This window comes from Tepidiforma sp., from assembly GCF_034433535.1.
Taxonomy (GTDB): Bacteria; Chloroflexota; Dehalococcoidia; order Tepidiformales; family Tepidiformaceae; genus Tepidiforma.
The window spans coordinates 12929-33140 of record NZ_DAOUAO010000187.1 but is presented as its reverse complement, the minus strand read 5'-3'; the positions used below and the strand labels follow the sequence as shown (position 1 = coordinate 33140).

Below are 20212 nucleotides of genomic sequence, written 5' to 3'. Positions count from 1 at the left end.
GCGCTCCGCTTAGAACACGTTCGGCTTCTGCTGGTCGCCGCTCTGCTGCGCGGGCGGCTGAGCCGCGACCGGCGGCGGCGGCGGGGCCTGCACCGACTGCTGGTAGTTCTGGGGCGGCGGCGCGGCCTGCTGTTGCTGCTGGCGGGCTGCCTCGGCGTCCTCATCCTTCACCGCTCGGCGGAACTCTTTGATCGACGTGCCCAGCTCGCGGCCAAGGCCCGAGATCTTGCCGACCCCGAAGATGAGGATGACGACGAGGGCGATGATGAGCAGTTCGGGCGCCCCGAGTGAACCAAACATAGCGTGCCTTCTCTCCGGTCCCCTGCCGGGACCTGCCCAGATGCTACCACCTCGCGACGGTCGCGGTCACCGCAGGTTTGGGCGTCTTCACCCGACCCGCTCGACGAAGATATCCATCACGCCGCCGCAGATCTTGTCCTCGCCATCCGTCGGCTCGGTGAGGTCGACCACCACCACGCGCGGCCTGCCGTCCTCGAGGGCGGCCATGGCCTCCTGCCAGACTTCTGCTTCGCCGCAGCCGCCGCCGATGGTGCCGGTGAAGCTGCCATCCCCGCGGATGAGCATCTTGGCCCCGACCTTGCGCGGCGTGGAGCCGCGGGTGCGCACGACGGTCGCGAGGGCGACGGGCGTCCCCGCCTCGAGAGCCTGCGTCAGCTCCTGGTAGAGCGATTCGTCCATGTCCCGATCCTCGCGCGCCGCGGCAGGGCCCGCAAGCGCACGAATGCCCGAGGGGTTTCCCCGATGACGGCCGCAGATGCCATATCGGCCGGTCTTCCCGCCCCTGAATACCGCATGAGCGAAATCAAACAAGACAAAATCGGATATCAACCTGCCCGTATCTTTCAGCGGCCGGCGGCCCGGTCGAACTCACTTGCGGAGCGTCCTGCTCTCAACACCACGGCGGGGAGGCCCCGCCAGCAACAGAGGAGTGCTGCATGATCATCAACGCCCTGAGGAGCCCGCGGCGCCTGGCCGCTGCGGCCGTCTTCTCCATCGTCGCCGTCTCGGCGCTCGGCTTCGCTGCCACCAACACGGTGCCGGCAAGCTACGCCGGCGACGGCTCCGGCACGGTTTCGGGCTACACCATTTCGAACATCCACTACAACCTGAACGCGACCAACCCCGCCACGGCCGATTCGGTCGTCTTCGATATCTCGCCCGCGGTCCCGGCCGGCGGCACGGTCGAAATCTCCTTCGACGGCGGCGCGACCTGGCCCGCGACCTGCGGCACCGGCGGCACCATCACCTGCACGTTCTCGACGCCGCAGAGCATCGGCGCCGGCTTCACCAGCCTGCGTGTGGTGGCTGCCCAGTAACCCAAAGCGCACGAGCCCCGCGGCGCCGGTCACGCCGCGGGTACTGAGGCCCGCAGGCCCGGGGCACACGAGCCCCGGGCCGGGCACCGGGGGAGGAAGCAATGCCCGGCCTGTTTCGCGTTCGACGCCTGGTCCTCGCAGCGGCCATCGCTGCGGTAGCGGCAGCTTCGTACGGGTTCGCGGCGAGCAACACAGTGCCCGCATCCCGCGCGGGCGACGGCTCGGCGGCGGTGAGCGGCTACACCATCACGAACGTCCACTACAACCTGAACGCCGCCAACCCGCAGCAGCTCTCGTCGGTGACCTTCACGATTTCGCCGGCGGTCCCGCCGACGGGCACGGTCCGCGTCTCCACCGACGGCGGCGCGACCTGGGGAGCCGTCTGCACCACCGGTTCCAGCATCACCTGCACCACCAGCGCAACGGTCGCCTCCGTGACCGGCCTGCGCGTGGTCGCGGCCCAGTAACACGCCGGGAGCTGGAGGCGTCGCCGTGTCCGCATCGCAGCGCGCAGTCGTCGCCATCGCCACCGCCCTCCTCATGGTCGGAGTGGCCGCGGCATGGGTGCTCTTCGCACCGACCCAGCTCGGGGGCGCAACCTCGTACGTCATCGTCAACGGCAACTCGATGGAGCCCGGGATGCACCGGGGGGACCTGGCGGTCGTGCGCGCGGCGGATACCTACCGGGTCGGCGACGTGGTCACCTACCGCCACCCGGAGATCGGCCACGTCATCCACCGCATCGTGGCCGAAGAGAACGGGCGCTTCACGCTCCAGGGCGATAACAACGACTTCCTCGATTCCTACCACCCGGCCCCCGATGAGGTGGTCGGCAAACTCTGGTTCCACATCCCGGGCGCGGGGCGCTGGTTCGCCCGCCTGCAATCGCCGGTCGCGGCCGGCCTTGTGCTGTTCGTGGCGATTGCCGGGCTGGGCGCGGGCGCGGGGGGCGCTCGGCGGGGCACCCGCCAGCCGCGCGCCAGCCGCCGGGGCGGGACCGCTCATCACGGGGGGACACGTATGGCTCCGTTCTATCGCAACTGGCAGGACACCCTGGCCATCCTGCTCGCCGCGGGCTGTGGTTTCGGGCTGCTGGCCTGGGTGGCGTTCGCCCGCCCCGCGCAGGTGCAGGCCCCGGCAAGCCTGCCGTTCACCCAGCGCGGCGAATTCACCTACGAAGCGGAAGCCGCCGACGCCCGCATCTACGATGCCGGCATGGCCACCACGGGCGAACCGGTCTACCGGCGCCTGAGCGACGCCGTCACCTTCACGTTCAGCTACACGTTCGATGCCGACCGCCCGGCTGAGCTTTCGGGCTCGCACCACCTGGTGGCTGAACTCGGCGATAGCAGCGGCTGGCGGCGCACCATCGAGCTCGCGCCCGAAACCGCCTTCACCGGCGCCAGCTTCACCGCCGGCGGCCGGCTCCAGCTATCCGAACTCCAGCGGCATATCGAGCTCCTCGAATCGCAGTCGGGCGTGCGCAACGACCGCTATAGCGTCACGATTCGGCCGCAGGTGAACGTCTCCGGGACCGTCGGCGGCGTGCCGATTTCGGCCACCTTCGACGACGCCGCGCTGCCCCTCGCACTCGACCGGGTGCAGCTCCGCCTCGATGCCCCGCCGACCGGTGCGCGCACGGTGCTGCAGCCGCGCAGTGAGGGCGTGCTCACCGCCCCGGCATCCCGCACCAACACAGTGCGGCTGCTCTTCTTCGGCCTGCCGGTGCCCGCGGCGCGGGTGATTGGCATGGCCGGCGCCGGCACCGCGGTGCTGCTGGCCGGCGCGTTCGCGGTGGCACTCGCCCGGCGCGGCTGGCGCGACCCCGCCGACGGCCTGGCCGAACCGGTGCCGGTGGCCGTGCGCGGCCCGGTAGCCGCCGATGGCCGCGAGATCATCGATGTCGCCAGCTTCGCGGACCTCGAACGTCTTGCCGAGCGGGTTGGGGGCATCATCCTGCAGGAATCCCGCCCGGGCAGCCACGTTTCTTACGTTCACGGCGGTAGCGTGATCTACCGGTTTGCCGTTGACCCCGGCGAGTACAGCTCGGAGCGGGTGGCATGAGCCTCAGCCGTGTCGTCCGGATCGGCGGCGGACTGCTTGCCGTGCTGGTCCTGCTGGCAGCGGTTGGGGCGGTGGCTGCGGCAAATACCGTGCCACCTTCCAATATCGGCCTGTCGAACACGCCGCTGGCTATCGCCCAGCTTCTGCCCCCGGAGTGCGCGGGAATGCCCATCTCCAGCGTCGTCTACTCGGGCACCGGGGGTGCCGGCAACGAGCTGGTGCTTGGCTCCTCGGGACCGCCGGCTACCCTCTCTGGCGGGGGCGGCCGCGACTGCATCGTCGGCGGCTCGGGCACCACCACGCTCCGCGGCCAGGGCGGCAACGATGTGCTCATCGGCGGGCCGGTGCTGGTCGTGTGGCTGATGGGTGGCGGCGGAAGTGACACCTGCTACCGCGGCGCAGCAGCGATGGCGGTTGTCAGCAGCTGTGAGACCTACATCCCCTGACCGGGGTGCTCGCTACCTCGCCCGTGGGTAGCTCCCGAAGACCTTGAGGTCCGAGCACAGCTGGCGGACCTGTTCCAGGACGGGTCGTACGTGGGGGTCGTCCTGGTGCCCCTCGAAGTCGATCAGGAAGACGTATTCGCCGAACGTGGCCTTGGTGGGCCGGCTCTCGACCTTCGTGCAGTTGATGTTTGCCGCGGCGAGGGCGTTGAGCACGCTGGCCAGGGCGCCGGGCCGGTCTTCGGCGAGGGTGAATGCGATCGACGTGCGGTCGCGCCCGGTGGGGGCCGGCAGCCCGCGGCCAAGCACCAGGAAGCGGGTCACGTTGTTGTCAGAGTCCTGAATATCGCGGGCGAGCACCTCGGCCCCCGTGAGCTGCGCGGCCCGCTCCGTAGCAATCGCCGCGGCGTCTCCATCCCGGCGCAGGGCCAGCTCGACCGCCTCGGTGGTGGAGAGGGCCGCTTCGGCCTGGGCCTTCGGGAAGCAGCGCTCGAGGAACTTGCGGCACTGGCCGAGCGCCTGCGGATGCGAGTAGATGACGCGAACGTCGGCCGGGCGGGTGCCCGGCTTTGCGACGAGGCAATGCCGCACGGGGACGAAGAGTTCGGCCTGGATTTGCAGGTCGGTCTCGTGGATGAGGATATCGAGCGTCTCCTGGACAGACCCGTTGATGAGATTCTCGATGGCAACGACCCCGAGGTCGGCCATGCCAGATTCCACGGCCGCAGCTACCGCAGCGTGCGAGGGGAAGGGCATGAGCTCAGCCTCGGGCGCGAACGTGATTGCCGCGAGCTCCCCGAATGTGCCGGGCGGACCAAGGTAGGCGAGGCGCACCATCGGGTCAGGTATCCAGCCCGTGCGTCGAGCCCACGAGCTGCTCGCGCAGCATCTCGAGGCTTTCCTTAGGCGCGACAACCACCAGCGCATCGCCGGCGTGCAGGCGGGTGTCGCCGCTGGGCATGCGCGGCACGCCGCCCGGGTCCACCACCAGCGAGATGAGTGATTCCGCCGGCAGCAGGATCTCGCGCACCGAGCGCCCCACCACCGGCGAGGTCTCGGGCAGCTTCACCTCGATGAGCTCGAGCCCTGAGTGCAGCTGCAGCAGCGGGATCATCGCCTGGGTCGGAAGCTCCTGTTCGATTTGTGCGAGCACGGCCTGGGTGGCGGAGATGGTCGTTTCGATGCCGCGCTTGCGGAAGATCAGTTCATTGCGGGGGTTGTTGATGCGGGCGATCGTGCGCTTCACCCCGCGGTAGCGGGCGATATCGCACATCACGAGGTTGTCTTCGTCGTCGCCGGTGACCGCTGCCACGAGGTCGGCACGGCTGATCCCGGCGACATCGAGGGTGGTGGCCTCGCAGCAATCGCCGTGCAGCACGTTCCCCGCCAGCTCCTCCCGGATGTTCGACACCCGGAGGGGGTCGCGTTCGATGACGAGCAACTCGTGCCCCTGTTGGAGCAGCTCGAGCGCCAGGTGGAACCCAACTTTGCCGCCGCCGCCGATGATGATGTACATGCCTACCTCCTCACCGGCTCGTTCATGAGCATATCGACCATGATCTGGGCGCCGTAGCTGGTCGGGCTAAAGGTTTCGAGGCCCAGTTCACGGAAGATCCCCTCCCTCACGGGATCGTAGACCCGGCAGAGCACGCGCCGCACGCCGTACACCTCGCGTGCCACCTGGCTGGCGAAGTAGTTGCGGTTGTCGCCCTGCGTCACCGCGATGAAGGCGTCGGCATCGCGGATGCCGGCGCGCTCGAGGGTGGCCACGTCCATCCCGTTGCCGACAACGCGTTTCCCCCCGAACGACTCCGGCAGGCGCCGGAAAGCGCTCTCGGTGATATCCACGACCGTGACGGCGTGGCCCTGCTGCTCGAGCATCGTTGCGATGCGGGAGCCGAGGCGGCCACAGCCCATGATGATGACCTTCATGGCGTCTCGAAACCTCCGGGGTCGGGAATATCGCGCATCGGCCGGCGAATGAGCCAGACCTCGCAGGGCGCATGCCGCAGGAGGAATTCGGCCGTCCTGCCCAGCGCGAAGGGGCGGTCTTCGCCTTCGAACGGCGGCAGCCCGAGGATGATGACGTCGGCGTTGCGGTCGCGGGCCTCCTCCAGCAGCGCCGGCCCGGCCTCGCGCGCCTGCACGAGGATGCCGCGGGCGGAGGGGCAGCCGGCGGCGGCAGCAGCGGCCTCCGCGCGCTGGATGACCTGCTCGCCGCGGCGCGTCTCAGCGTCGAGCTCGGCGTTCAGCGGCAGCGAACGGCGGACTTCGATCACGTGCACCAGGACCACCTGCGCACGACGGGCCTTTGCGAGGGAGGCGGCCACCTGGACGGCCTCCATGCTCGCCCGCGAGCAGGTCACCGGCACCAGGAAGGTGCGCCAGTTATCCATGGCGGCGCACGCCCCGGGAGGCTGCCCCTGCGGTCACCGGTCGTCCTGTGCGAACCACAGCCGAATCGCCCCGTTGAGAATCAGGACCACGCCGATCGCCATCCCAATATTCCACTCTACCGCCTGGGTCAGCAGGAAGAGGATCAGGACCACGCCCAGGACGATCGAGACAATCGAAAAAATGAAGTTCGCGGTGCGCATGCGTTCTGCCGGGCGCGGCACACGCCCGCGACCCATGCTACGCCCCGGCCAACGAACAGCAAATCGTGCGGCGCCGTCAGGCGAGGCGGAGCAGCGGCTGACCCTGCTCCACCCGGTCTCCCTCACGGACCAGCACCTCGGCCACCACGCCGCCCTGATCGGCCTCGACCGGGATCTCCATCTTCATCGATTCCACGATGAACACTTCCTGGCCGGCGGTCACCTGCTGGCCGGGGGCCGTGCGGATCTCCTTGATGGTGCCGGTCATCGGAGCGGGCAGCTCGGCGGGCATGGCGATACCCCTGTGCTGAGATGGTCGAGCGCATCCTACGGTCCCGAACCCGGGCGTTCCAGCCGGCCCGCGCATGCGAAGGGGCCGCTCCGGTCCCCTGGAAGGAGGAAGCGGCCCCCTGGTGCTGTTGGAGGACGTCAATCGGGCGCTGGATGCCGGCGGCACGACCGCCGGGCCTCCGCGGGCCGCGCCTGCAGCGGTTCCGCCGGGGCGTTTCGGCTTCAGCTCTGCCCGGCGGGCAACGCTGCTGCCGCCCCTGGACCCCCGCTGCCTGCTCGCCGGCTCGAGCCGTGACTCGTCCCGGCGTGCTGGCGCCTTCGGAGCTTGCGCCCCTCGTGCGCCGGCGGGCGCCCCGCCCGACCACCCCGCCTCCAACGCCGCGCAAGGTACTCCGGCGCGGCGCCGGCTTCCAAGCAACTTATGACAGGTCCGGGCGACCTTCACAAACCTTTGATATTCCGGTCGCCGTTCCGTCGAGTGCAGATTCCCGGCAGGGGTCCCGGTGGGCGCCCCGCGCGCGAACGTTATGCCGCCTCAGGCGAATTCGAGCGGCCGGTTGGCGCTGAACGGCGTCAGCTCCTCTTCGATGTGGAAGCGCACCTGCTTCCAGGTGAACTTCACCGCGCGCTCGCCCTTCTCCGGCAGCGGCTCGACGATCGCTTCGAACATGCCGAGGTTGGTGGTCTCTTTCGGCTGGGCCAGCAGCTGCATGAAGCCCTCGGCGGCTTCGTAGGTCTCGAGCATGCGCGGCTGCCACCGCCCGAAGACCTTCGGGTTTTCCGCGTACTCGTTCGTCATGCCGGTGCGGACGAAGGGGTAGAGCACGGAGAAGGCCGAGACCAGCTCGGCGCTCCGCCCGAGGTTCACCTGCAGCACCTTCGGCAGCTGGAGCACCGCCCAGTTCGCGATCGCGTAGCCCGGGACGCTCACGCCGGGGTCGATCGCCTGGCGGGAGGAGATGTACACGATCTGCAGCGGCTCGTTGGCGTACACCGCCTCGCCCGACCACAGGTGCGTCATCGCCATGAAGCCGTCGATTTTCGTGTCGAGCACGAGGCGGGTCTCGTTGAGGTTGTTGATGAACGCCTGCCGGACCCGGGCGCGGCGCATCGCCATCGACTCCCCTTCGATCTCCCGCAGCGAACGGCCGAAGGAGTAGCCCTTTTCGGTCAGGCCCGAATTGCAGATGACCAGGTTCGGGATCCCGCCCATCTTCTCAATGACATAACTGCGGCTCGCCCAGAGGTCGCCCATGTTGGTCACATCGGCCTGCAGCGGGAACGCGTTCACGCCCTGGGAGCGCAGGTAGTCGACCAGGTCCAGGCCATCGTCATACGACGAGTGGAAATGCACCGCGACGCTCTCCGCGCCGTTGAGGCCGGCGGCCAGCGCGAACGACTGCCCGAGGCCGCCATCCTTGCCGGCGCCGGAGATCAGGACGCGCTTGCCCTTGACGCCCGCGCGGAACTCCTCGGGGAAGCGAAACTTCTCAGGGTTGACGGTGAATGCCATGTGCGAACTCCGAAGGTATTGGTCCGCATTATGGCAGAGCTTCCGCCTATAGCGCAGGTGTGGGTCCGAAGCGGGCTAGGACCCAGCCGGGCGGATCAGGCCGCGGCGCGCGGCCTCCTCGATGATCTGCACGACGTTCGTGGCTGCCCCCTTGCGGATACTGTCGGTCACCGTCCAGAAGGTGATGCCGCCCGGCTTCGAGGTATCGTTGCGCAGGCGCCCGACGAGCACGGCATCGGTCCCTGCGGCGTCCATCGGGGTGGGGTACTGTTCGCGGGCAGGGTCGTCCATCAGGGTGAGCCCGGGCGCGCCCTCCATCAGCCGCCGGGCCTCGGCCGCATCGATGGGGCGCTCGAATTCCGCCCAGACCGACATCGCGTGCCCGAAGAACGTGGGGATGCGGACGCACGTCGCACTGACCGCCACCTCCGGGGCGTGGAGGATCTTCCGGGTTTCGTTGGCCATCTTGATCTCTTCCTTCGTGTAACCGTCCTCCGCGAAGACATCGATCTGCGGGACGGCGTTGAAGGCGATCTCGCGCTTCTGGGTGCCGCTCGGCTCGTGCCGGCCGGCGAGGGCGGCCTCGGTCTCGCGGCGAAGCCCCTCCACGGCCGCCGCGCCCGCTCCGGCCACCGCCTGGTAGGTGCTGACGATGACGCGCCGCAGCGGGTTCACCCGGTGGATTGGCGCGAGCGCCAGCAGCATCGGCGTGGTGGTGCAGTTCGGCTGGCTGACGATGCCCCGGTGCCAGGCGAGGTCATCGGCGTTGATCTCGGGGATGACCAGCGGCACGTTGGGGTCCATGCGGTAGGCGCTGGAGTCGTCGATCACGAAGCTCCCCCGGCTTGCCGCAATCGGGGCATACTGCTTCGAGGCGCTCCCCGAGGCCGAGAGGAAGACGATGTGGTCGTCGGGCCCGAAGCTCTCGGGCGTCGTTTCCTCGATGGTGATGGTTTGGCCGCGGAATTCGACCGTGCGCCCGGCGGAGCGGGCGGTAGCCAGCAGCCGGAGCCGCCCGACCGGGATGTTGCGCTCATCGAGGAGCTTCAGAAATTCCTGGCCGACGAGGCCGCTCCCGCCGACCACCGTGATGTTGTAGGCGTCCATCCGGGCGCTCCGTGTGTGCTGGTGTTTCAGGCCATGGTAGCCCCGGGCGCGCACCCGGAAAATGCGAGCGGGTCACTCCGCGTGCGGCTACACTCCCCGCGCATCCCTTCCCCAGGAGGCGACCGGTGGAGTTCCACGACATCCTCTACCAGACCGATGGGCCCATCGCCTGGATCACCTTCAACCGCCCGCGCTACCGCAACGCCCAGTCATGGCGGCTCCTCGATGAGTACGACCGCGCCATGGACCTGGCCATGGCCGACCCCGCGGTGCGGGTGATCATCACGCGCGGAGCCGGCGGCAACTTCTCCAGCGGCCACGACCTCGGCACGCCGGAGCAGCTCGACGACCGCGCCGCCCGCGGCATCGGCGAGGCCGGCATCGAGTTCTACAACACCTTCAAGCACTACAACCTCGACCTCCTCCTCAAGTGGCGCAACGCCCCGAAGCCGACCATCGCCATGGTCGAGGGCTACTGCATCTTCGCCGGCTGGATGATGGCCGCCTGCGTCGACCTCGTCTTCGCCAGCCGCACCGCGCTCTTCCTGCCCGCACTGCTGGAGTACTTCTCCCTGCCGTACGACATCGGCGTGCGCAAGGCCAAGGAGCTCATGTTCGAAAGCCGTTTCATCACGGCCGAGGAGGCCCAGTCGCTCGGCTTCGTCAACCGCGTGTTCGAACCGGACGAGCTCGAGCGCGAGACGGTCAACTACGCGCTGCGCGTGGCCGAAAACAACCCGGTGGTGGTCCGGATGTCGAAGGTGGCCGCCAACAAAGCCCAGGACCTGATGGGCTATACCAGCTCGCTCGAATCGGGGCTTTCGGATTATCTCGTGATGATGGCCAACCGGGGCGAGCACCGGGTGCCCGGCGAGCGGCGCCTCGGCGGCGTTGACCTGGCCCTGCGCGGGCTGCGCGGCGAGCGCCCGGGGCTGCGGCCGCCGGGGCAGTAGCGCAGCACGGTCGAGCTCAGCGAGCCCGGGCGAGGCGCACCGCCCGGCCGAGGAGGTCGCGCGCCTCGTCCACGCCGAGGGCCAGCGCGGCCGCGGCGTAGACCGCCCCGCCGATAGTCGCGCCCAGCAGGACGGTGGCAAGCGCGTTCGCCATGCCGCCCGGGCGCCACAGCCCGGCGATCAGCGCCACCGGGAGGGCCATCACCGCGCCGGCAAGGGCCACCCGGGCGAGCGCGCCCAGCTCCGGGGCGGCCTGCCAGCCGGTTCGGCGCAGGTACAGCGCGTACAGCCCCAGCCACTCCAGCCACGAGGCCGCCCCGACGGCGAAGGCGAGGCCCCGCACGCCGTAGGGCTCCCAGAGGAGGGCCGCCATCAGCAGGTTCGCCGCCACCGCGACCACCGCCAGCGCGACCGGGGTGCGCGTGTCCCCCAGCGCGTAGAACCCCCGGCTGTGGATTTCGATGCCGGCCTGCGGGACGATGCCGAGGCAGTACCAGCCGAGCGCGGCCGCGGTGAGCAGCGAATCGGCGCGGGTGAAGGCGCCCCGTTCGAGCAGCAGGACCACCACCGGCTCGCGAAGCAATGCGAGCCCGATCGCCGCGGGCACCGTCAGCACCATGATCAGCCGGAGCACGCGCGACACCGTTCGGCCCAGCTCGTCGAGGTCCTCCCGGGCCGCGTGGCCGGCCAGCCGGGGAAAGACGGCGGTCGAAAGCGCCATGCCGAAGAGGGCCAGCGGCAGCCCGGCCAGCAGCCACGCGTAGGTGACGGTCGAGATCGCCGAGGCGCCGACCCGGGAAGCGAAGAACCCGGTGACCACGAAGTTGAACTGGGCTGCGGCCAGCCCAATGACCCGGGGGCCCATCAGGCGGGCCACCTCCCGCACGGCGGGGTCGCTCCAGCCGAGTACCGCGCGCGGCCGGAACCCCGCAGCCAGCAGCGGCGGAACCTGCACGCCGAGGTGCATCGCCGCCCCGAGCACTACCCCGACCGCGAGGCCGTTCACGCCCCAGCGTTCGCCCAGCGCCGCCGCACCGAAGATGATGCCGAGGTTGTAGAGCATCGGCGCGAGCGCCGGCGCGAGGAACCGCTCCCGGCCGTTGAGCATCCCGGTGAGCATGCCGCTGGCGGCGAACAGCAGCGTGGAGGCCAGCATGACCCGCGTGAGGGTGACGGCCTTCCCGGTCAGTTCAGCGGAGCGCCCGATATCGTCGCCGAGGCCGGGGGCGAGCAGCGGCACCAGTACCGGCGCGGCCACGAACGCCGCCGCGCACAGCAGCGCGGTGGCCACCACCACGAGGTTGAGCACCCGGGCAGCCAGCAGCCAGGCCGCCTGCGCGCCCTCCCGTTCGAACGTGCGGGCGAAGACGGGGATGAAGGCGCTCCCGAGGGTCGCCCCTGCCAGCACCTGGAAGATGAGGTCGGGCACGCGGAAGGCGACGTTGTAGGCATCGAGCTCCGGCGATGCGCCGAACACCTTCGCGATGACGATGGTCCGCACCACGCCCAGCAGCCGGGAGCCGATGAATCCCGCGGCCACGATCGCGGCCGCCAGCGCGAGCCCGCCGGCCCGTTCGCCGGTGCGTCCTGCCGGGGCGACGTCTTCGCCGGCCATGCCCCGCATGCTACGTCGCCGGGCGGCTACGAACGCCCCGCGGTGCGCAGCAGGATGCTCGCGATCTCCCACGGACGGAGGTGCAGGAACCAGCCCTCGCCCTCCCGCGGAAGCGGCTCAGGGTTCCGCTCGAGCAGGTCGACCCGGAGCGCCTCGGAGTCTGCGGCCGGTGGAACGCACAGCCGAACCGGTCCGCCCGTCGGGCCGGCGAACACCCGCACCACCGGCTCGCCGGTCTCCTCGCTCCGGTGCGCCACGCTGAGGACGGCGTCGCCCTCGAGCGCGAGGAGCGCGACCTGGCCATCGAGCGAGCCCTCGTGGGCGTTCGTCGCCCAGCCGATCGGGGGTGCGGCGAAGGCGTGGGCTGCGCGGTGGATGCCGGCATCGTCCCAGGGGCCCTCATATGTGGCGAGCGCGAAGCTGAACGCGTGGGTTCCGATGAGCTGGCTGTCCACGGTGGCGATCATCGGGCCGGCGCCGCCCCGCCGGCTGCGGAGGTCGATGCGGGAGAGCCAGCCGACGCAGCGCAGGAGCGTGAGGGCGTACCACTGCCGGCCCGCGAACGTGACCACCTCGCCCTCCTGCAGCCCGCGGTTGAAGACCGCGAGGCCGGCGCCGCCGGCTTCGAACGCGGCGAAACACTTTTGCGGGAAGGTGGTCGGCGGGAGCTCGGCGCTCTGGCCGTTCCAGGGCGGCGGTTCGAGCGGGCGCTCCGCCACATGGAACTGGTTCTCGGTGATCGCGGCGGTCACCGGGCCGGGCAGCGGAAAGAGCGCGCGCAGGCGGTGGTCCCGCGCCAGGTTCGTCACCGCCACGTGGAAATCGACCCGGCGGAGGTCGTGCCAGAGCCGGACCGTCACCGAAATGGGCTCCAGGACGCGCGCGCGGCGGCTGCGGCGGGTTCGGGAGCGCGCCAGCCGGGCCGGCAGGTCGTAGGCCAGGGTGTAGCGCAGCTCCTGGCAGGCCGGGGTCGCCAGCGTCCCGTGGAGCGTGACCCCGGCCGGCTCCGCCACCGGGTCCGGCAGGATATCGGCGTTGTACTCATCGCCGCGGTCACCTTCGGAAACGAAGCGGCAGACATCCTCGTAGCGGCGGCCGCTCGCGCGGTCGATGACGTCGAGCCGGTGCCCGCGCAGGCGAACCTCGAACCATTCGTTGGCGATCCTCCGGGCCGAGGGCGGCCGGGCCGGCGGCGCGGCCCCGTCGAGGCGAACCGGCACCGCCAGCTCCAGCCCGACGGCCTCTGCGGGCGGCAGCACGGCCCTCAGGGTGGCGCGCTGGCTCTCGCGGACCAGCACCTCAGCGGTCTCGGCGGCGCCGCTTAACACCGCGTTGCGAACCTCTTCCCGGAGGCCGTCCTCGTCGACCACGGTGATGTCCGGCCCCACGGTGGTGGTGACGCGCAGGTGCGAGCCCTCGAGCTCCCACGCCATCGCCTCGATGGCGTGGACGTCGTACCGCTGCTCGCGGAGGAAATCGAGGTGGCGCAGCACGCCCCGGGGCGAGACCTCCTCGTGCTGCAAGACGAGCCCCTGCTCCCTCGGCTCGAGCGCGAACGGCACCAGCTGCCCGCCGGGCAGGCGCAGGGCATCGAACGCGGCCCACGCGGCGGGCACGTTCGCTTCGATGGTCGCCGGCGCGCCGGCCACGGGCCGGAGGATCGCCAGCCCGCCGGGCTCGGGGACCTCCATCCGCCGGATGACGTGCGCCGCGCCCTCCCGCGCGACCTGCATCGCCAGCTGCTCCGCCCGGTCGTAGCGGGGGAACATCTCGCGATGCACCTGGTCGACGCTGCAGCCGCAGATGGAATCGTGAGGCGTGTTTTCGAGCGCGAGCGACCAGGCGTGGCGCAGCGCGGGGAGCCCGTCGGGGCCGCCGTGCAACCGGCCGAGCAGCTCAAGCGGCTCCGCGTACCGCTCCAGCGCGCGCGAAACCTCGAAGTCGCGCAGCTTAATCGGCACCCGCGTCGAGAGCACCCCGACGAGGATGTTCGAGCGGTCGGGGGAGCGCAGCTCGCCCCGGCGGACCACGTCATCGATGCCGGCGGCGAAGACGGCCGCTTCGTACTCGGCCAGCGTCGCGAGCCGGTAGTCATAGCCGCGGCCGGAGGCCGCCGCCAGCGCCGCCGGGACGTGCGGCTCCATCCGGGAGTGGTCGGTGCCGTTCATGAGCAGCGCCGGGAGGCCGGGGCGGAGGTCGCGCTCCTGCCGGCGGGTGCGTTCGATCAGCTCGTCCGGGTCCTTCGGCAGCCGCCAGCCGCTCGAGTAGCTGTTGCGGAGGTAGAGGACCGGCACGCGGGTGCCGTCGGGGGCTTCCCACCAGAAGCTCCAGCCGGGGACGGCATCGGGCACGCCGCGCCAGAGGCAGGCGCTGGTGAGCCCGAGCTGGCGCATCAGCTGGGGCATCTGGGCGATGTGCCCGAACTGGTCGGCGCAGTGCCCCACCCGCAGGCAGCCGCCCATGCGTTCGGCGAAGCGGATGCCGCGCTGGAAGCTGCGGATGTGCGATTCGCCCGAGGGCAGGAACTCATCGGGCTGCACCCACCACGGTCCGATCACGATGCGCCCTTCCTCGATGAGCGCCCGCAGCCGGCCTTCCTGCTCCGGCCGCAGCTCGAGGTAGTCGGCAATCACGATCGACTGGCCATCGAGGTTGAAGCAGCGGTACTCCGGGTGCGCCTCCATGTGGTCGAGCAGCTCATCGATCATCTGCACGAGGCGCCAGCGGAACAGCTCGTACGGCTGATACCACTCACGGTCCCAGTGGCAGTGCGGCACGACATACACGACGCGGTCCATGGGGCGCTCCCCTGGGGGCTGGCGGCATTCTACGGGGCGCGCGAGGGCGATGCTTGCGCCTTGGCCCCGGGCGGTGTTGCATGCGTCGGATGCCGACCTTCGAGCACGATGGGCTCACCTTCGCCTACGAAACCTGGGGCGACCCCGAGGCCCCCGCGGTGGTCCTCCTCCACGGCTTCACCAGCGACCTGCGCATGTGGCACCCCGTGGTCGAGCGGATCGCCGGCGACTACGCGGTCATCGCGATGGATCTCCGCGGCCACGGGCAGAGCGCCGCGCCCGAAGACCTGTCGCTCTACACCGCAGAGCTGCTCGCCGGCGATGTCGGCGCCCTGCTCGACCACCTCGGGGTCGACCTTTGCGTGCTCGTGGGGTGCAGCTTCGGCGGCATGATCGCCCTCCAGTACGCGGTCGATGCGCCCGGGCGGCTCGCCGGGCTGGTGCTGACCGATACCTCCGCCGCCTACGACCACCCGGACTACGACGAGCGCTACCGCGAGCGGGAGCGCCGCATCGAGGCGACGACCGAGGTGGTCGCCCGCTTCGGGACGATGGAGCTGGGGCGCAGGGCCGCCGCCACCATCTCCGACCCGTTCCTCGCCCGCGGCCTGCGCGAGCGCTACGCGCGCATCTCCGCCGCCGGCTGGGTCGGCTGCGCGAAGGTCCGCCGCGAGCGGCCGAACCTGCTGCCGGTCATCGGCGCGCGGCTGACGATGCCGGTGATGGTCTGCTTCGGCGAAGATGACCCGGTTCGCAGCGCGGCGGAGGTGATGTGCCGCGAGCTGCCGCGGGCGCGGCAGGTGATGTTCCGCGCCACCGGCCACGGCGTGCCCGTGCTCCAGCCGGAACGGTTCTCGCGCGAGCTCATCCGCTTCTTCCGCGACCTCGAAGACGGCCGCGAGGTCGCCGGGCGCAGCACCGTCGGGTAGGCCGTTCCAAACCGCAGCCTGTCATGGTAGATTCCACCGCGGACGCGACTGGCCCCGGCGCGTACCTGCACCCGGAGAACCTGCCCCATGGGACGTGCGAGCATCACGGCGGAGCGCCGCCGCCAGATCATCGACGCAACGGTACGGGTGATGGGCGAGAAGGGGTGGCAGGAAACCTCGATCGACGAAATCAGCAAGGCGGCCGGCGTCAGCCGGGGGCTCGTTTCCTACCACTTCGGCGATAAGGCGGAGCTGCTCGCCGGCGTCCTCGACCGCTGCCGCGAGGTCTTTGTCGATACGGTGGCCAGCTCGCTCAACCCCGGCCTCGACCCGATTTACCGCCTGCGCATGATCACGCGCACCGCCATCCTGATGGCGCGCAAGGAGTCGACCACCTACGACGTCTTCCTGCACTTCACCGCAAGCGCGCGGGTCGACCCCGGCCTCGCCGAGCGCCTGCGCGATCTCTACCGCGACTTCCGCCGGGCGACCGCCGAGACGGTCCGGCGCGGCCAGCAGAGCGGCGCCTTCCGCCTCGATATCGACCCCGAAGCGGCCGCCGCCAACCACATCGGCACCATCATCGGCATCGCCTTCCAATGGCTGCTCGACCGGGACGGCTTCGACCTCGACCTCGCCGCCCGCAACGCCGAGGATGCCTTTGTCTCGCACCTGACTCGCCGCTTCCCCGTCTTCTCCGAGGTCGACGGCTAGGGCGGGGGCAGGCTCAGCAGCGCTTCGAGACTGCGGATGACCGCCGCTCCTCGCGGCTCCTCCTGTCGAAACTCGTGCGTCAGCAGGGCCGGAATGCCGACCGCCTGCGGGCCTTCCACGTCTTCGCGCACGCGGTCGCCGATGAACAGCGCCTCCGCGGGGTCCACGCCCGCCAGGGCGAGCGCCGCCCGGTAAATCGCCGGGCCCGGCTTGCGCACCCCCAGCTCGACCGAGAACACCGCCCCCTGCGCCGCCTCCAGCAGGCCGAGCTCACCGAGGCGCGCGCGCATCCGCTCGCCTGCCGTGAGCGTGTTCGAGACATACACGAGGCGAAAACCGCGCTGGCGCAGCTCCTGCAGCAGCGCAGCTCTGCCGGGCGGCGGCAGCCAGCGGAGAACGTCGGCCTCTCCGATGGCGTCGTCGAGCGCCGGGGCGGCGTCCTGCATCCAGCTCCCGGCCAGGCCGGGCTCCGCGAGGACCAGCTCGCTGGCGGGTCGCTCGATGGTATCGCCCCGTTCGTACGACGCCCGCGCCGCCGATTCGAACGCCCCCAGCATGCGCCGCGCAGCGGCAGCGGGGTCGGGAACGTCGAGCGCGGCGAGCCGGGCGGCCAGCGGCTCCGCCAGGTCCGGGAGCGGGTCCAGGCGAAAGACCGTATCCCCCAGGTCGAGCAGCAGCGCCCGCGGGCGCGGGCCGGTCAACCCAGGCCCCATGTGCGCACCCGCACCGGTTCGATCACGAGGACCACCCGCTCAGCGGCAGCGATGCGCGCCTCGAACTCCGGCGGGAGGGCATCGCCCAGGTAGCGGCGGCCGATGGCCCGGACCGTTTCCGCGCCGGGGTCGGGGGTCACCGTGGCCAGCCCTTCGATGGCCACCCCGCGGTAGGGGCGCTCGCGGGTATCCACGAGGAACGAAACGCGCCGGTCGGCGGCTGCGTTCGCCGCCTTGGGCCGCCCCGCCGGCGTGGAGATCACGATGCAGCCCTCCCGCAGCGCGAACCAGACGCTCGAGGCGCGCGGCCAGCCGTCGGGGCCCAGGGTGGTCAGCACGCCGGGCCAGGTGGCCGCCTCGAGGAACGCTGCCGCCGTCGGCGGGATCCTGGCGGGCATCTCACTTGAAGGCGATGGCGTTTGGCGGCGAACCGATGCCGCCGGTCTTGTTCAGCGGCGCGGAGACGAGGAACGCCTCGTAGCGGCCGTCCGCCGCGCAATCGGCGGCCAGCCGCGAGAGGTCCCAGAGTTCGCCGATGGCCATCCCGAACATCCCGAGCAGCCACTCGTGCAGGAACCCGCCGTGTTCGCGCCGCGGCGGCCACGCCTCGAGCGAGGGGAGGTCGCCCGCAATGGCGGCGAAGTGGCGGTTCCAGAGGTACTCGGCCATCGCCTCGCCGGCCGCGATGCCGGGCGCCCGAAAGGCCGCCATGTTGGCGAGCGCCGACCGCGCCGGCGCATCGAGCGATTCGTACCATTCCGTCCATCCGGTGCGAATCAGCAGGACGTCGCCCGGCGCGAACTCGACGCCCTGCGCCTGCCGGCACGCTTCGAGCTCGTCGACGCTGAAGCGGCGGTCGGTGGTGAAATCGATCGGTTCGCCCCGCGACGCGAGGAAGCGACCGAGGTCGAGCAGGACGGCCCGGCCGGCGATGCCGCGCTGCGCCCAGCGGTCGATGCCGCCGCGGCTGCCGGGCTTCCCGGTCACCTCCTCCTTGCGGATGCCGTTGTAGAAGCCGTGGCGCGAGTTGCCGACGTGCACCAGCGTGTCCCACTGGCTGCTGGCCTGCGGATAGAAGTTGTCCAGCACGTCATCGTGGTGGATCGCCCCGCCGAAAATCGTCTGGCGGAGGGCGCCGCGGTTGAAGAGGGGCGGGTTCGGCAGCTCCAGGTTCCAGTTGAGCGGGAACATCGCCCCGCGCTGGACCAGCCGGGCCGCGGCGGCTATCCGCTCGGGCGTCTGCAGGTTGAACATGCCGATGTCGTCGTCGCGGCCGAAGAGCCACCAGGCGGACTGGGGCGGCGCATCGGGCACTGCCGGGAGCTGATCGAAGCGGGGGAGCGGGTCGGGGATTGCCATGGCGCGGATTGTACGCGCGTCCGCGGCGAGCGCATCGACCGCCGGCGGCCGGCTACTGGTTGCGGAGCACCCCGGCGATGGCCTCCGCGAGGCTTCGGGACGAGGCGATGATGAAGGTCACGTCGCGGTCGTTGGGTTCGAACTGCAGCACGATGCGGCCGTCGGGGAGCGAAGCGGTGACCGCGTCGGCCCCGGCCTCCACCGCGCCGGCCGTTGCGAGCCATTCGCGCTGGCGGGCGGCGAACTCTCCCGCCTCTTTGGCATCGCGGAAGCGGGCCCGCACCGCCAGCGCCTCATCGCCCCCGTCGCCGCGCACGAAGGCGTAGCGGTCCCCGGTCCAGCCGGCGGCGGCCTGCACCGCCGCGAGTGCCGGCAGCCGCTGGCGCAGGGCGTTCTGCAGCACGAACTCCCCCAGCGTGCCGGCATCGAGCACGCGCCAGGCTTCGCCTTCGAATGCGGGGAATGGCGGCTCCTCCGGCGCCCAGCCCGTCGCGCGGAGGCTCGGGTGCAGCACCTCGGCGGTCGTCAGCCGCGCTGCCCCGCTCAGCACCGCCGCGATTGCGCCGGGGTTCTCCTCTCGGGTGATGGCTGCCCATTCGGCGCCGTTCACGTACAGGAACTGCCACTCGCGCAGAATGGCCGGCGGCTCGCTGGCATCGGCCGCGGGCGGTTCGAGCGCCGCGCCGGGGGCCAGTGCGGGCAGCAGGGAGCGGGCGGTCCATTGCGACTCGGTCCAGGTCGCGTCGCCCTCGAGCAGGGCCAGCAGGGCGAGCCGCTCATCGATCGTCCCGGCAGCGGCCAGCCGTGCCGGCAGGTTCGCCCCGGCGTCCTGCAGGGCGTGGGCGAACTCGTGCGCGAGCAGGCGCCGCTGCCAGGCCGGGAGGTCGGCGGGCGAAGCGGGGGGCTCGCCGTCGCTGACCAGCCAGATTTCGCGCCGACCAGGAACGTAGAGCGCCCCTGCGGCGGCGGTCAGCAGCTGGCGATTGATCGCCTCCAGCGACTCGCCCGGGCCGATCAGCCCGAGGAGCCGGTAGACCGGCGTGACCCGTTCGAACCAGGCCGCCTCGTCGGGCGAACGCGTGCGCTGCAGGAGTTCGGGCAGGTCTGCGCGGCGCACGAACCCGAGCCGCAGGCCGGTCGGGGCCGGCTCGCCCCGGGTGGCCGCCACCTCGTCGAGGACCGCCTGGTACCCGGGCGGGAGTTCGCGCGTGGTGAATCGCTCCGGTTCGCCGCGGCAGCCCGCCGCGATGGCAGCAATCCACGCCGCGAAGATGACCAGCAGCAGCGGCCGCGCCATGGGCTCACCTTGCCGCAAATCGCCCCCGTTGGCTATCCTCAAAGAAACGGCGCATTCGTCTAGTGGCCTAGGACACCGCCCTCTCAAGGCGGAGATCAGGGGTTCGAATCCCCTATGCGCTACCAACCAGACCACACGGGGCCGGGCGCCAACCCGGCCCTTTTCGCTTCACGGCGGGCGGCCCGTGCCCCACGATCCGGGCAACAGGAGGTGACCCGTGCCGTTTGCCGACCCGGAGACCATCGCCGCCTACCGCGAAGCCTGGGACGCCTGGCAGAAGCAGCTCCAGCACCTGCACCGCGTGATGCTGGACGGCGAGCCGATTCGCCCCGACCAGCTGAAGGGGCTGCTCGGGCGCGAGGCGCGGGCCAAGGAGCGCTGGGAGGCCGCCCGCCGGCGCCTGCTGGGGCTGGAAAGCCCGCTTGACGCCCCGCCCGAATCGCCGGACAGGAATCCCTTCCGCTAGGGGCCAATGGACCGGG

Annotated in this window: 24 protein-coding genes and 1 tRNA gene; 9 read left to right on the top strand and 16 right to left on the bottom strand. The window is 71.0% G+C overall.

Annotation, left to right across the window (positions count from 1 at the left end; genetic code table 11):
• Positions 1 to 9 precede the first annotated feature (9 nt).
• Both VAE46_RS09860 and VAE46_RS09855 read right to left on the bottom strand, forming a co-directional pair.
• Complete coding sequence (locus VAE46_RS09860) at positions 10 to 300, bottom strand: twin-arginine translocase TatA/TatE family subunit (RefSeq protein ID WP_322796764.1); 291 nt, start codon at positions 298 to 300, stop codon at positions 10 to 12.
• Positions 301 to 387: 87 nt separating this feature from the next.
• Positions 388 to 699: an XdhC family protein gene (locus VAE46_RS09855; protein WP_322796763.1), complete on the bottom strand. Its 312-nt coding sequence runs from the start codon at positions 697 to 699 to the stop codon at positions 388 to 390.
• A 257-nt stretch (positions 700 to 956) separates the two neighbouring features.
• Between VAE46_RS09855 and VAE46_RS09850 the strand changes: the two genes are divergently transcribed.
• From VAE46_RS09850 to VAE46_RS09835, 4 genes are all read left to right on the top strand, one after another.
• Positions 957 to 1337, top strand: coding sequence for a hypothetical protein (locus VAE46_RS09850; RefSeq protein ID WP_322796762.1), 381 nt, complete (start codon positions 957 to 959; stop codon positions 1335 to 1337).
• Between the two features lie 101 nt (positions 1338 to 1438).
• Complete coding sequence (locus VAE46_RS09845) at positions 1439 to 1804, top strand: hypothetical protein (RefSeq protein WP_322796761.1); 366 nt, start codon at positions 1439 to 1441, stop codon at positions 1802 to 1804.
• Positions 1805 to 1829: 25 nt separating this feature from the next.
• On the top strand, positions 1830 to 3401 hold the full coding sequence (locus VAE46_RS09840) for a signal peptidase I (protein WP_322796760.1): 1572 nt from the start codon (positions 1830 to 1832) through the stop codon (positions 3399 to 3401).
• Complete coding sequence (locus tag VAE46_RS09835) at positions 3398 to 3847, top strand: hypothetical protein (RefSeq protein WP_322796759.1); 450 nt, start codon at positions 3398 to 3400, stop codon at positions 3845 to 3847. Before VAE46_RS09840 ends, VAE46_RS09835 begins: the two co-directional genes overlap by 4 nt.
• Positions 3848 to 3859: 12 nt before the next feature.
• Here VAE46_RS09835 and pheA read toward each other — a convergent pair whose 3' ends face one another.
• The 8 genes from pheA to VAE46_RS09795 form a co-directional block, all read right to left on the bottom strand.
• Positions 3860 to 4681 (bottom strand): prephenate dehydratase, encoded by an 822-nt coding sequence (gene pheA, locus VAE46_RS09830; RefSeq protein WP_322796758.1) that lies wholly within the window; start codon positions 4679 to 4681, stop codon positions 3860 to 3862.
• Between the two features lie 4 nt (positions 4682 to 4685).
• Positions 4686 to 5360, bottom strand: a complete 675-nt coding sequence (locus tag VAE46_RS09825) for a TrkA family potassium uptake protein (protein ID WP_322796757.1) — start codon at positions 5358 to 5360, stop codon at positions 4686 to 4688.
• Between the two features lie 2 nt (positions 5361 to 5362).
• On the bottom strand, positions 5363 to 5776 hold the full coding sequence (locus VAE46_RS09820; RefSeq protein WP_322796756.1) for a TrkA family potassium uptake protein: 414 nt from the start codon (positions 5774 to 5776) through the stop codon (positions 5363 to 5365).
• Complete coding sequence (locus tag VAE46_RS09815) at positions 5773 to 6240, bottom strand: universal stress protein (RefSeq protein ID WP_322796755.1); 468 nt, start codon at positions 6238 to 6240, stop codon at positions 5773 to 5775. The genes VAE46_RS09820 and VAE46_RS09815 overlap by 4 nt, the downstream gene beginning before the upstream one ends.
• A gap of 33 nt (positions 6241 to 6273) precedes the next feature.
• Positions 6274 to 6462, bottom strand: coding sequence for a hypothetical protein (locus VAE46_RS09810; RefSeq protein WP_322796754.1), 189 nt, complete (start codon positions 6460 to 6462; stop codon positions 6274 to 6276).
• Between the two features lie 55 nt (positions 6463 to 6517).
• Positions 6518 to 6733: an acetyl-CoA carboxylase biotin carboxyl carrier protein subunit gene (locus VAE46_RS09805; protein WP_322796753.1), complete on the bottom strand. Its 216-nt coding sequence runs from the start codon at positions 6731 to 6733 to the stop codon at positions 6518 to 6520.
• Positions 6734 to 7267: 534 nt separating this feature from the next.
• The gene (locus VAE46_RS09800; protein ID WP_322796752.1) at positions 7268 to 8245 is read right to left on the bottom strand and encodes an SDR family NAD(P)-dependent oxidoreductase; all 978 of its coding nucleotides are present in this window, start codon (positions 8243 to 8245) and stop codon (positions 7268 to 7270) included.
• Positions 8246 to 8320: 75 nt separating this feature from the next.
• Positions 8321 to 9352 carry an aspartate-semialdehyde dehydrogenase gene (locus VAE46_RS09795; protein WP_322796751.1) on the bottom strand — a complete coding sequence of 344 codons (1032 nt, stop codon included), beginning with the start codon at positions 9350 to 9352 and terminating at the stop codon, positions 8321 to 8323.
• A 125-nt stretch (positions 9353 to 9477) separates the two neighbouring features.
• Here VAE46_RS09795 and VAE46_RS09790 point away from each other — a divergent pair, with 125 nt between their 5' ends.
• Positions 9478 to 10305: an enoyl-CoA hydratase-related protein gene (locus VAE46_RS09790; protein ID WP_322796750.1), complete on the top strand. Its 828-nt coding sequence runs from the start codon at positions 9478 to 9480 to the stop codon at positions 10303 to 10305.
• Positions 10306 to 10321: 16 nt separating this feature from the next.
• Here VAE46_RS09790 and murJ read toward each other — a convergent pair whose 3' ends face one another.
• The gene (gene murJ, locus VAE46_RS09785) at positions 10322 to 11920 is read right to left on the bottom strand and encodes a murein biosynthesis integral membrane protein MurJ (protein ID WP_322796749.1); all 1599 of its coding nucleotides are present in this window, start codon (positions 11918 to 11920) and stop codon (positions 10322 to 10324) included.
• Positions 11921 to 11946: 26 nt separating this feature from the next.
• Positions 11947 to 14718: a glycoside hydrolase family 38 C-terminal domain-containing protein gene (locus VAE46_RS09780; protein WP_322796748.1), complete on the bottom strand. Its 2772-nt coding sequence runs from the start codon at positions 14716 to 14718 to the stop codon at positions 11947 to 11949.
• A gap of 89 nt (positions 14719 to 14807) precedes the next feature.
• Between VAE46_RS09780 and VAE46_RS09775 the strand changes: the two genes are divergently transcribed.
• Positions 14808 to 15647: an alpha/beta fold hydrolase gene (locus VAE46_RS09775; protein WP_322796747.1), complete on the top strand. Its 840-nt coding sequence runs from the start codon at positions 14808 to 14810 to the stop codon at positions 15645 to 15647.
• Positions 15648 to 15734: 87 nt separating this feature from the next.
• A complete protein-coding gene (locus VAE46_RS09770) occupies positions 15735 to 16361 on the top strand; it encodes a TetR/AcrR family transcriptional regulator (protein WP_322796746.1) in 627 nt (208 codons plus the stop codon).
• Here the strand turns inward: VAE46_RS09770 and VAE46_RS09765 are convergent.
• The 4 genes from VAE46_RS09765 to VAE46_RS09750 are packed head-to-tail and all read right to left on the bottom strand — an operon-like array spanning position 16358 to position 19730.
• On the bottom strand, positions 16358 to 17062 hold the full coding sequence (locus VAE46_RS09765; protein ID WP_322796745.1) for an HAD family hydrolase: 705 nt from the start codon (positions 17060 to 17062) through the stop codon (positions 16358 to 16360). The genes VAE46_RS09770 and VAE46_RS09765 overlap by 4 nt on opposite strands.
• Positions 17059 to 17472, bottom strand: coding sequence for a TIGR03618 family F420-dependent PPOX class oxidoreductase (locus tag VAE46_RS09760; protein ID WP_322796744.1), 414 nt, complete (start codon positions 17470 to 17472; stop codon positions 17059 to 17061). The genes VAE46_RS09765 and VAE46_RS09760 overlap by 4 nt, the downstream gene beginning before the upstream one ends.
• Before the next feature lies 1 nt (position 17473).
• Complete coding sequence (locus VAE46_RS09755) at positions 17474 to 18433, bottom strand: cyclase family protein (RefSeq protein WP_322796743.1); 960 nt, start codon at positions 18431 to 18433, stop codon at positions 17474 to 17476.
• A 52-nt stretch (positions 18434 to 18485) separates the two neighbouring features.
• Positions 18486 to 19730: a hypothetical protein gene (locus VAE46_RS09750; protein ID WP_322796742.1), complete on the bottom strand. Its 1245-nt coding sequence runs from the start codon at positions 19728 to 19730 to the stop codon at positions 18486 to 18488.
• 48 nt (positions 19731 to 19778) lie between these two features.
• On the opposite strand from VAE46_RS09750, the gene VAE46_RS09745 reads away from it, so the two are divergent.
• Positions 19779 to 19855, top strand: a tRNA-Glu gene (locus tag VAE46_RS09745).
• A 92-nt stretch (positions 19856 to 19947) separates the two neighbouring features.
• Positions 19948 to 20196 carry a hypothetical protein gene (locus tag VAE46_RS09740; RefSeq protein WP_322796741.1) on the top strand — a complete coding sequence of 83 codons (249 nt, stop codon included), beginning with the start codon at positions 19948 to 19950 and terminating at the stop codon, positions 20194 to 20196.
• The last annotated feature ends 16 nt before the right edge of the window (positions 20197 to 20212 follow it).

Bases quoted from the DNA above. Each gene is read 5' to 3' on its own strand.
- VAE46_RS09755 (WP_322796743.1), bottom strand. From the start codon at position 18,433: ATGGCAATCCCCGACCCGCTCCCCCGCTTCGATCAGCTCCCGGCAGTG.
- VAE46_RS09795 (WP_322796751.1), bottom strand. From the start codon at position 9,352: ATGGACGCCTACAACATCACGGTGGTCGGCGGGAGCGGCCTCGTCGGC.
- VAE46_RS09770 (WP_322796746.1), top strand. From the start codon at position 15,735: ATGGGACGTGCGAGCATCACGGCGGAGCGCCGCCGCCAGATCATCGAC.
- VAE46_RS09825 (WP_322796757.1), bottom strand. From the start codon at position 5,360: ATGTACATCATCATCGGCGGCGGCGGCAAAGTTGGGTTCCACCTGGCG.
- VAE46_RS09820 (WP_322796756.1), bottom strand. From the start codon at position 5,776: ATGAAGGTCATCATCATGGGCTGTGGCCGCCTCGGCTCCCGCATCGCA.
- murJ (WP_322796749.1), bottom strand. From the start codon at position 11,920: ATGGCCGGCGAAGACGTCGCCCCGGCAGGACGCACCGGCGAACGGGCC.
- VAE46_RS09800 (WP_322796752.1), bottom strand. From the start codon at position 8,245: ATGGCATTCACCGTCAACCCTGAGAAGTTTCGCTTCCCCGAGGAGTTC.
- VAE46_RS09850 (WP_322796762.1), top strand. From the start codon at position 957: ATGATCATCAACGCCCTGAGGAGCCCGCGGCGCCTGGCCGCTGCGGCC.
- VAE46_RS09815 (WP_322796755.1), bottom strand. From the start codon at position 6,240: ATGGATAACTGGCGCACCTTCCTGGTGCCGGTGACCTGCTCGCGGGCG.
- VAE46_RS09780 (WP_322796748.1), bottom strand. From the start codon at position 14,718: ATGGACCGCGTCGTGTATGTCGTGCCGCACTGCCACTGGGACCGTGAG.
- VAE46_RS09750 (WP_322796742.1), bottom strand. From the start codon at position 19,730: ATGGCGCGGCCGCTGCTGCTGGTCATCTTCGCGGCGTGGATTGCTGCC.
- VAE46_RS09855 (WP_322796763.1), bottom strand. From the start codon at position 699: ATGGACGAATCGCTCTACCAGGAGCTGACGCAGGCTCTCGAGGCGGGG.
- VAE46_RS09835 (WP_322796759.1), top strand. From the start codon at position 3,398: ATGAGCCTCAGCCGTGTCGTCCGGATCGGCGGCGGACTGCTTGCCGTG.
- VAE46_RS09860 (WP_322796764.1), bottom strand. From the start codon at position 300: ATGTTTGGTTCACTCGGGGCGCCCGAACTGCTCATCATCGCCCTCGTC.
- VAE46_RS09805 (WP_322796753.1), bottom strand. From the start codon at position 6,733: ATGCCCGCCGAGCTGCCCGCTCCGATGACCGGCACCATCAAGGAGATC.
- VAE46_RS09760 (WP_322796744.1), bottom strand. From the start codon at position 17,472: ATGCCCGCCAGGATCCCGCCGACGGCGGCAGCGTTCCTCGAGGCGGCC.
- VAE46_RS09845 (WP_322796761.1), top strand. From the start codon at position 1,439: ATGCCCGGCCTGTTTCGCGTTCGACGCCTGGTCCTCGCAGCGGCCATC.
- pheA (WP_322796758.1), bottom strand. From the start codon at position 4,681: ATGGTGCGCCTCGCCTACCTTGGTCCGCCCGGCACATTCGGGGAGCTC.
- VAE46_RS09775 (WP_322796747.1), top strand. From the start codon at position 14,808: ATGCCGACCTTCGAGCACGATGGGCTCACCTTCGCCTACGAAACCTGG.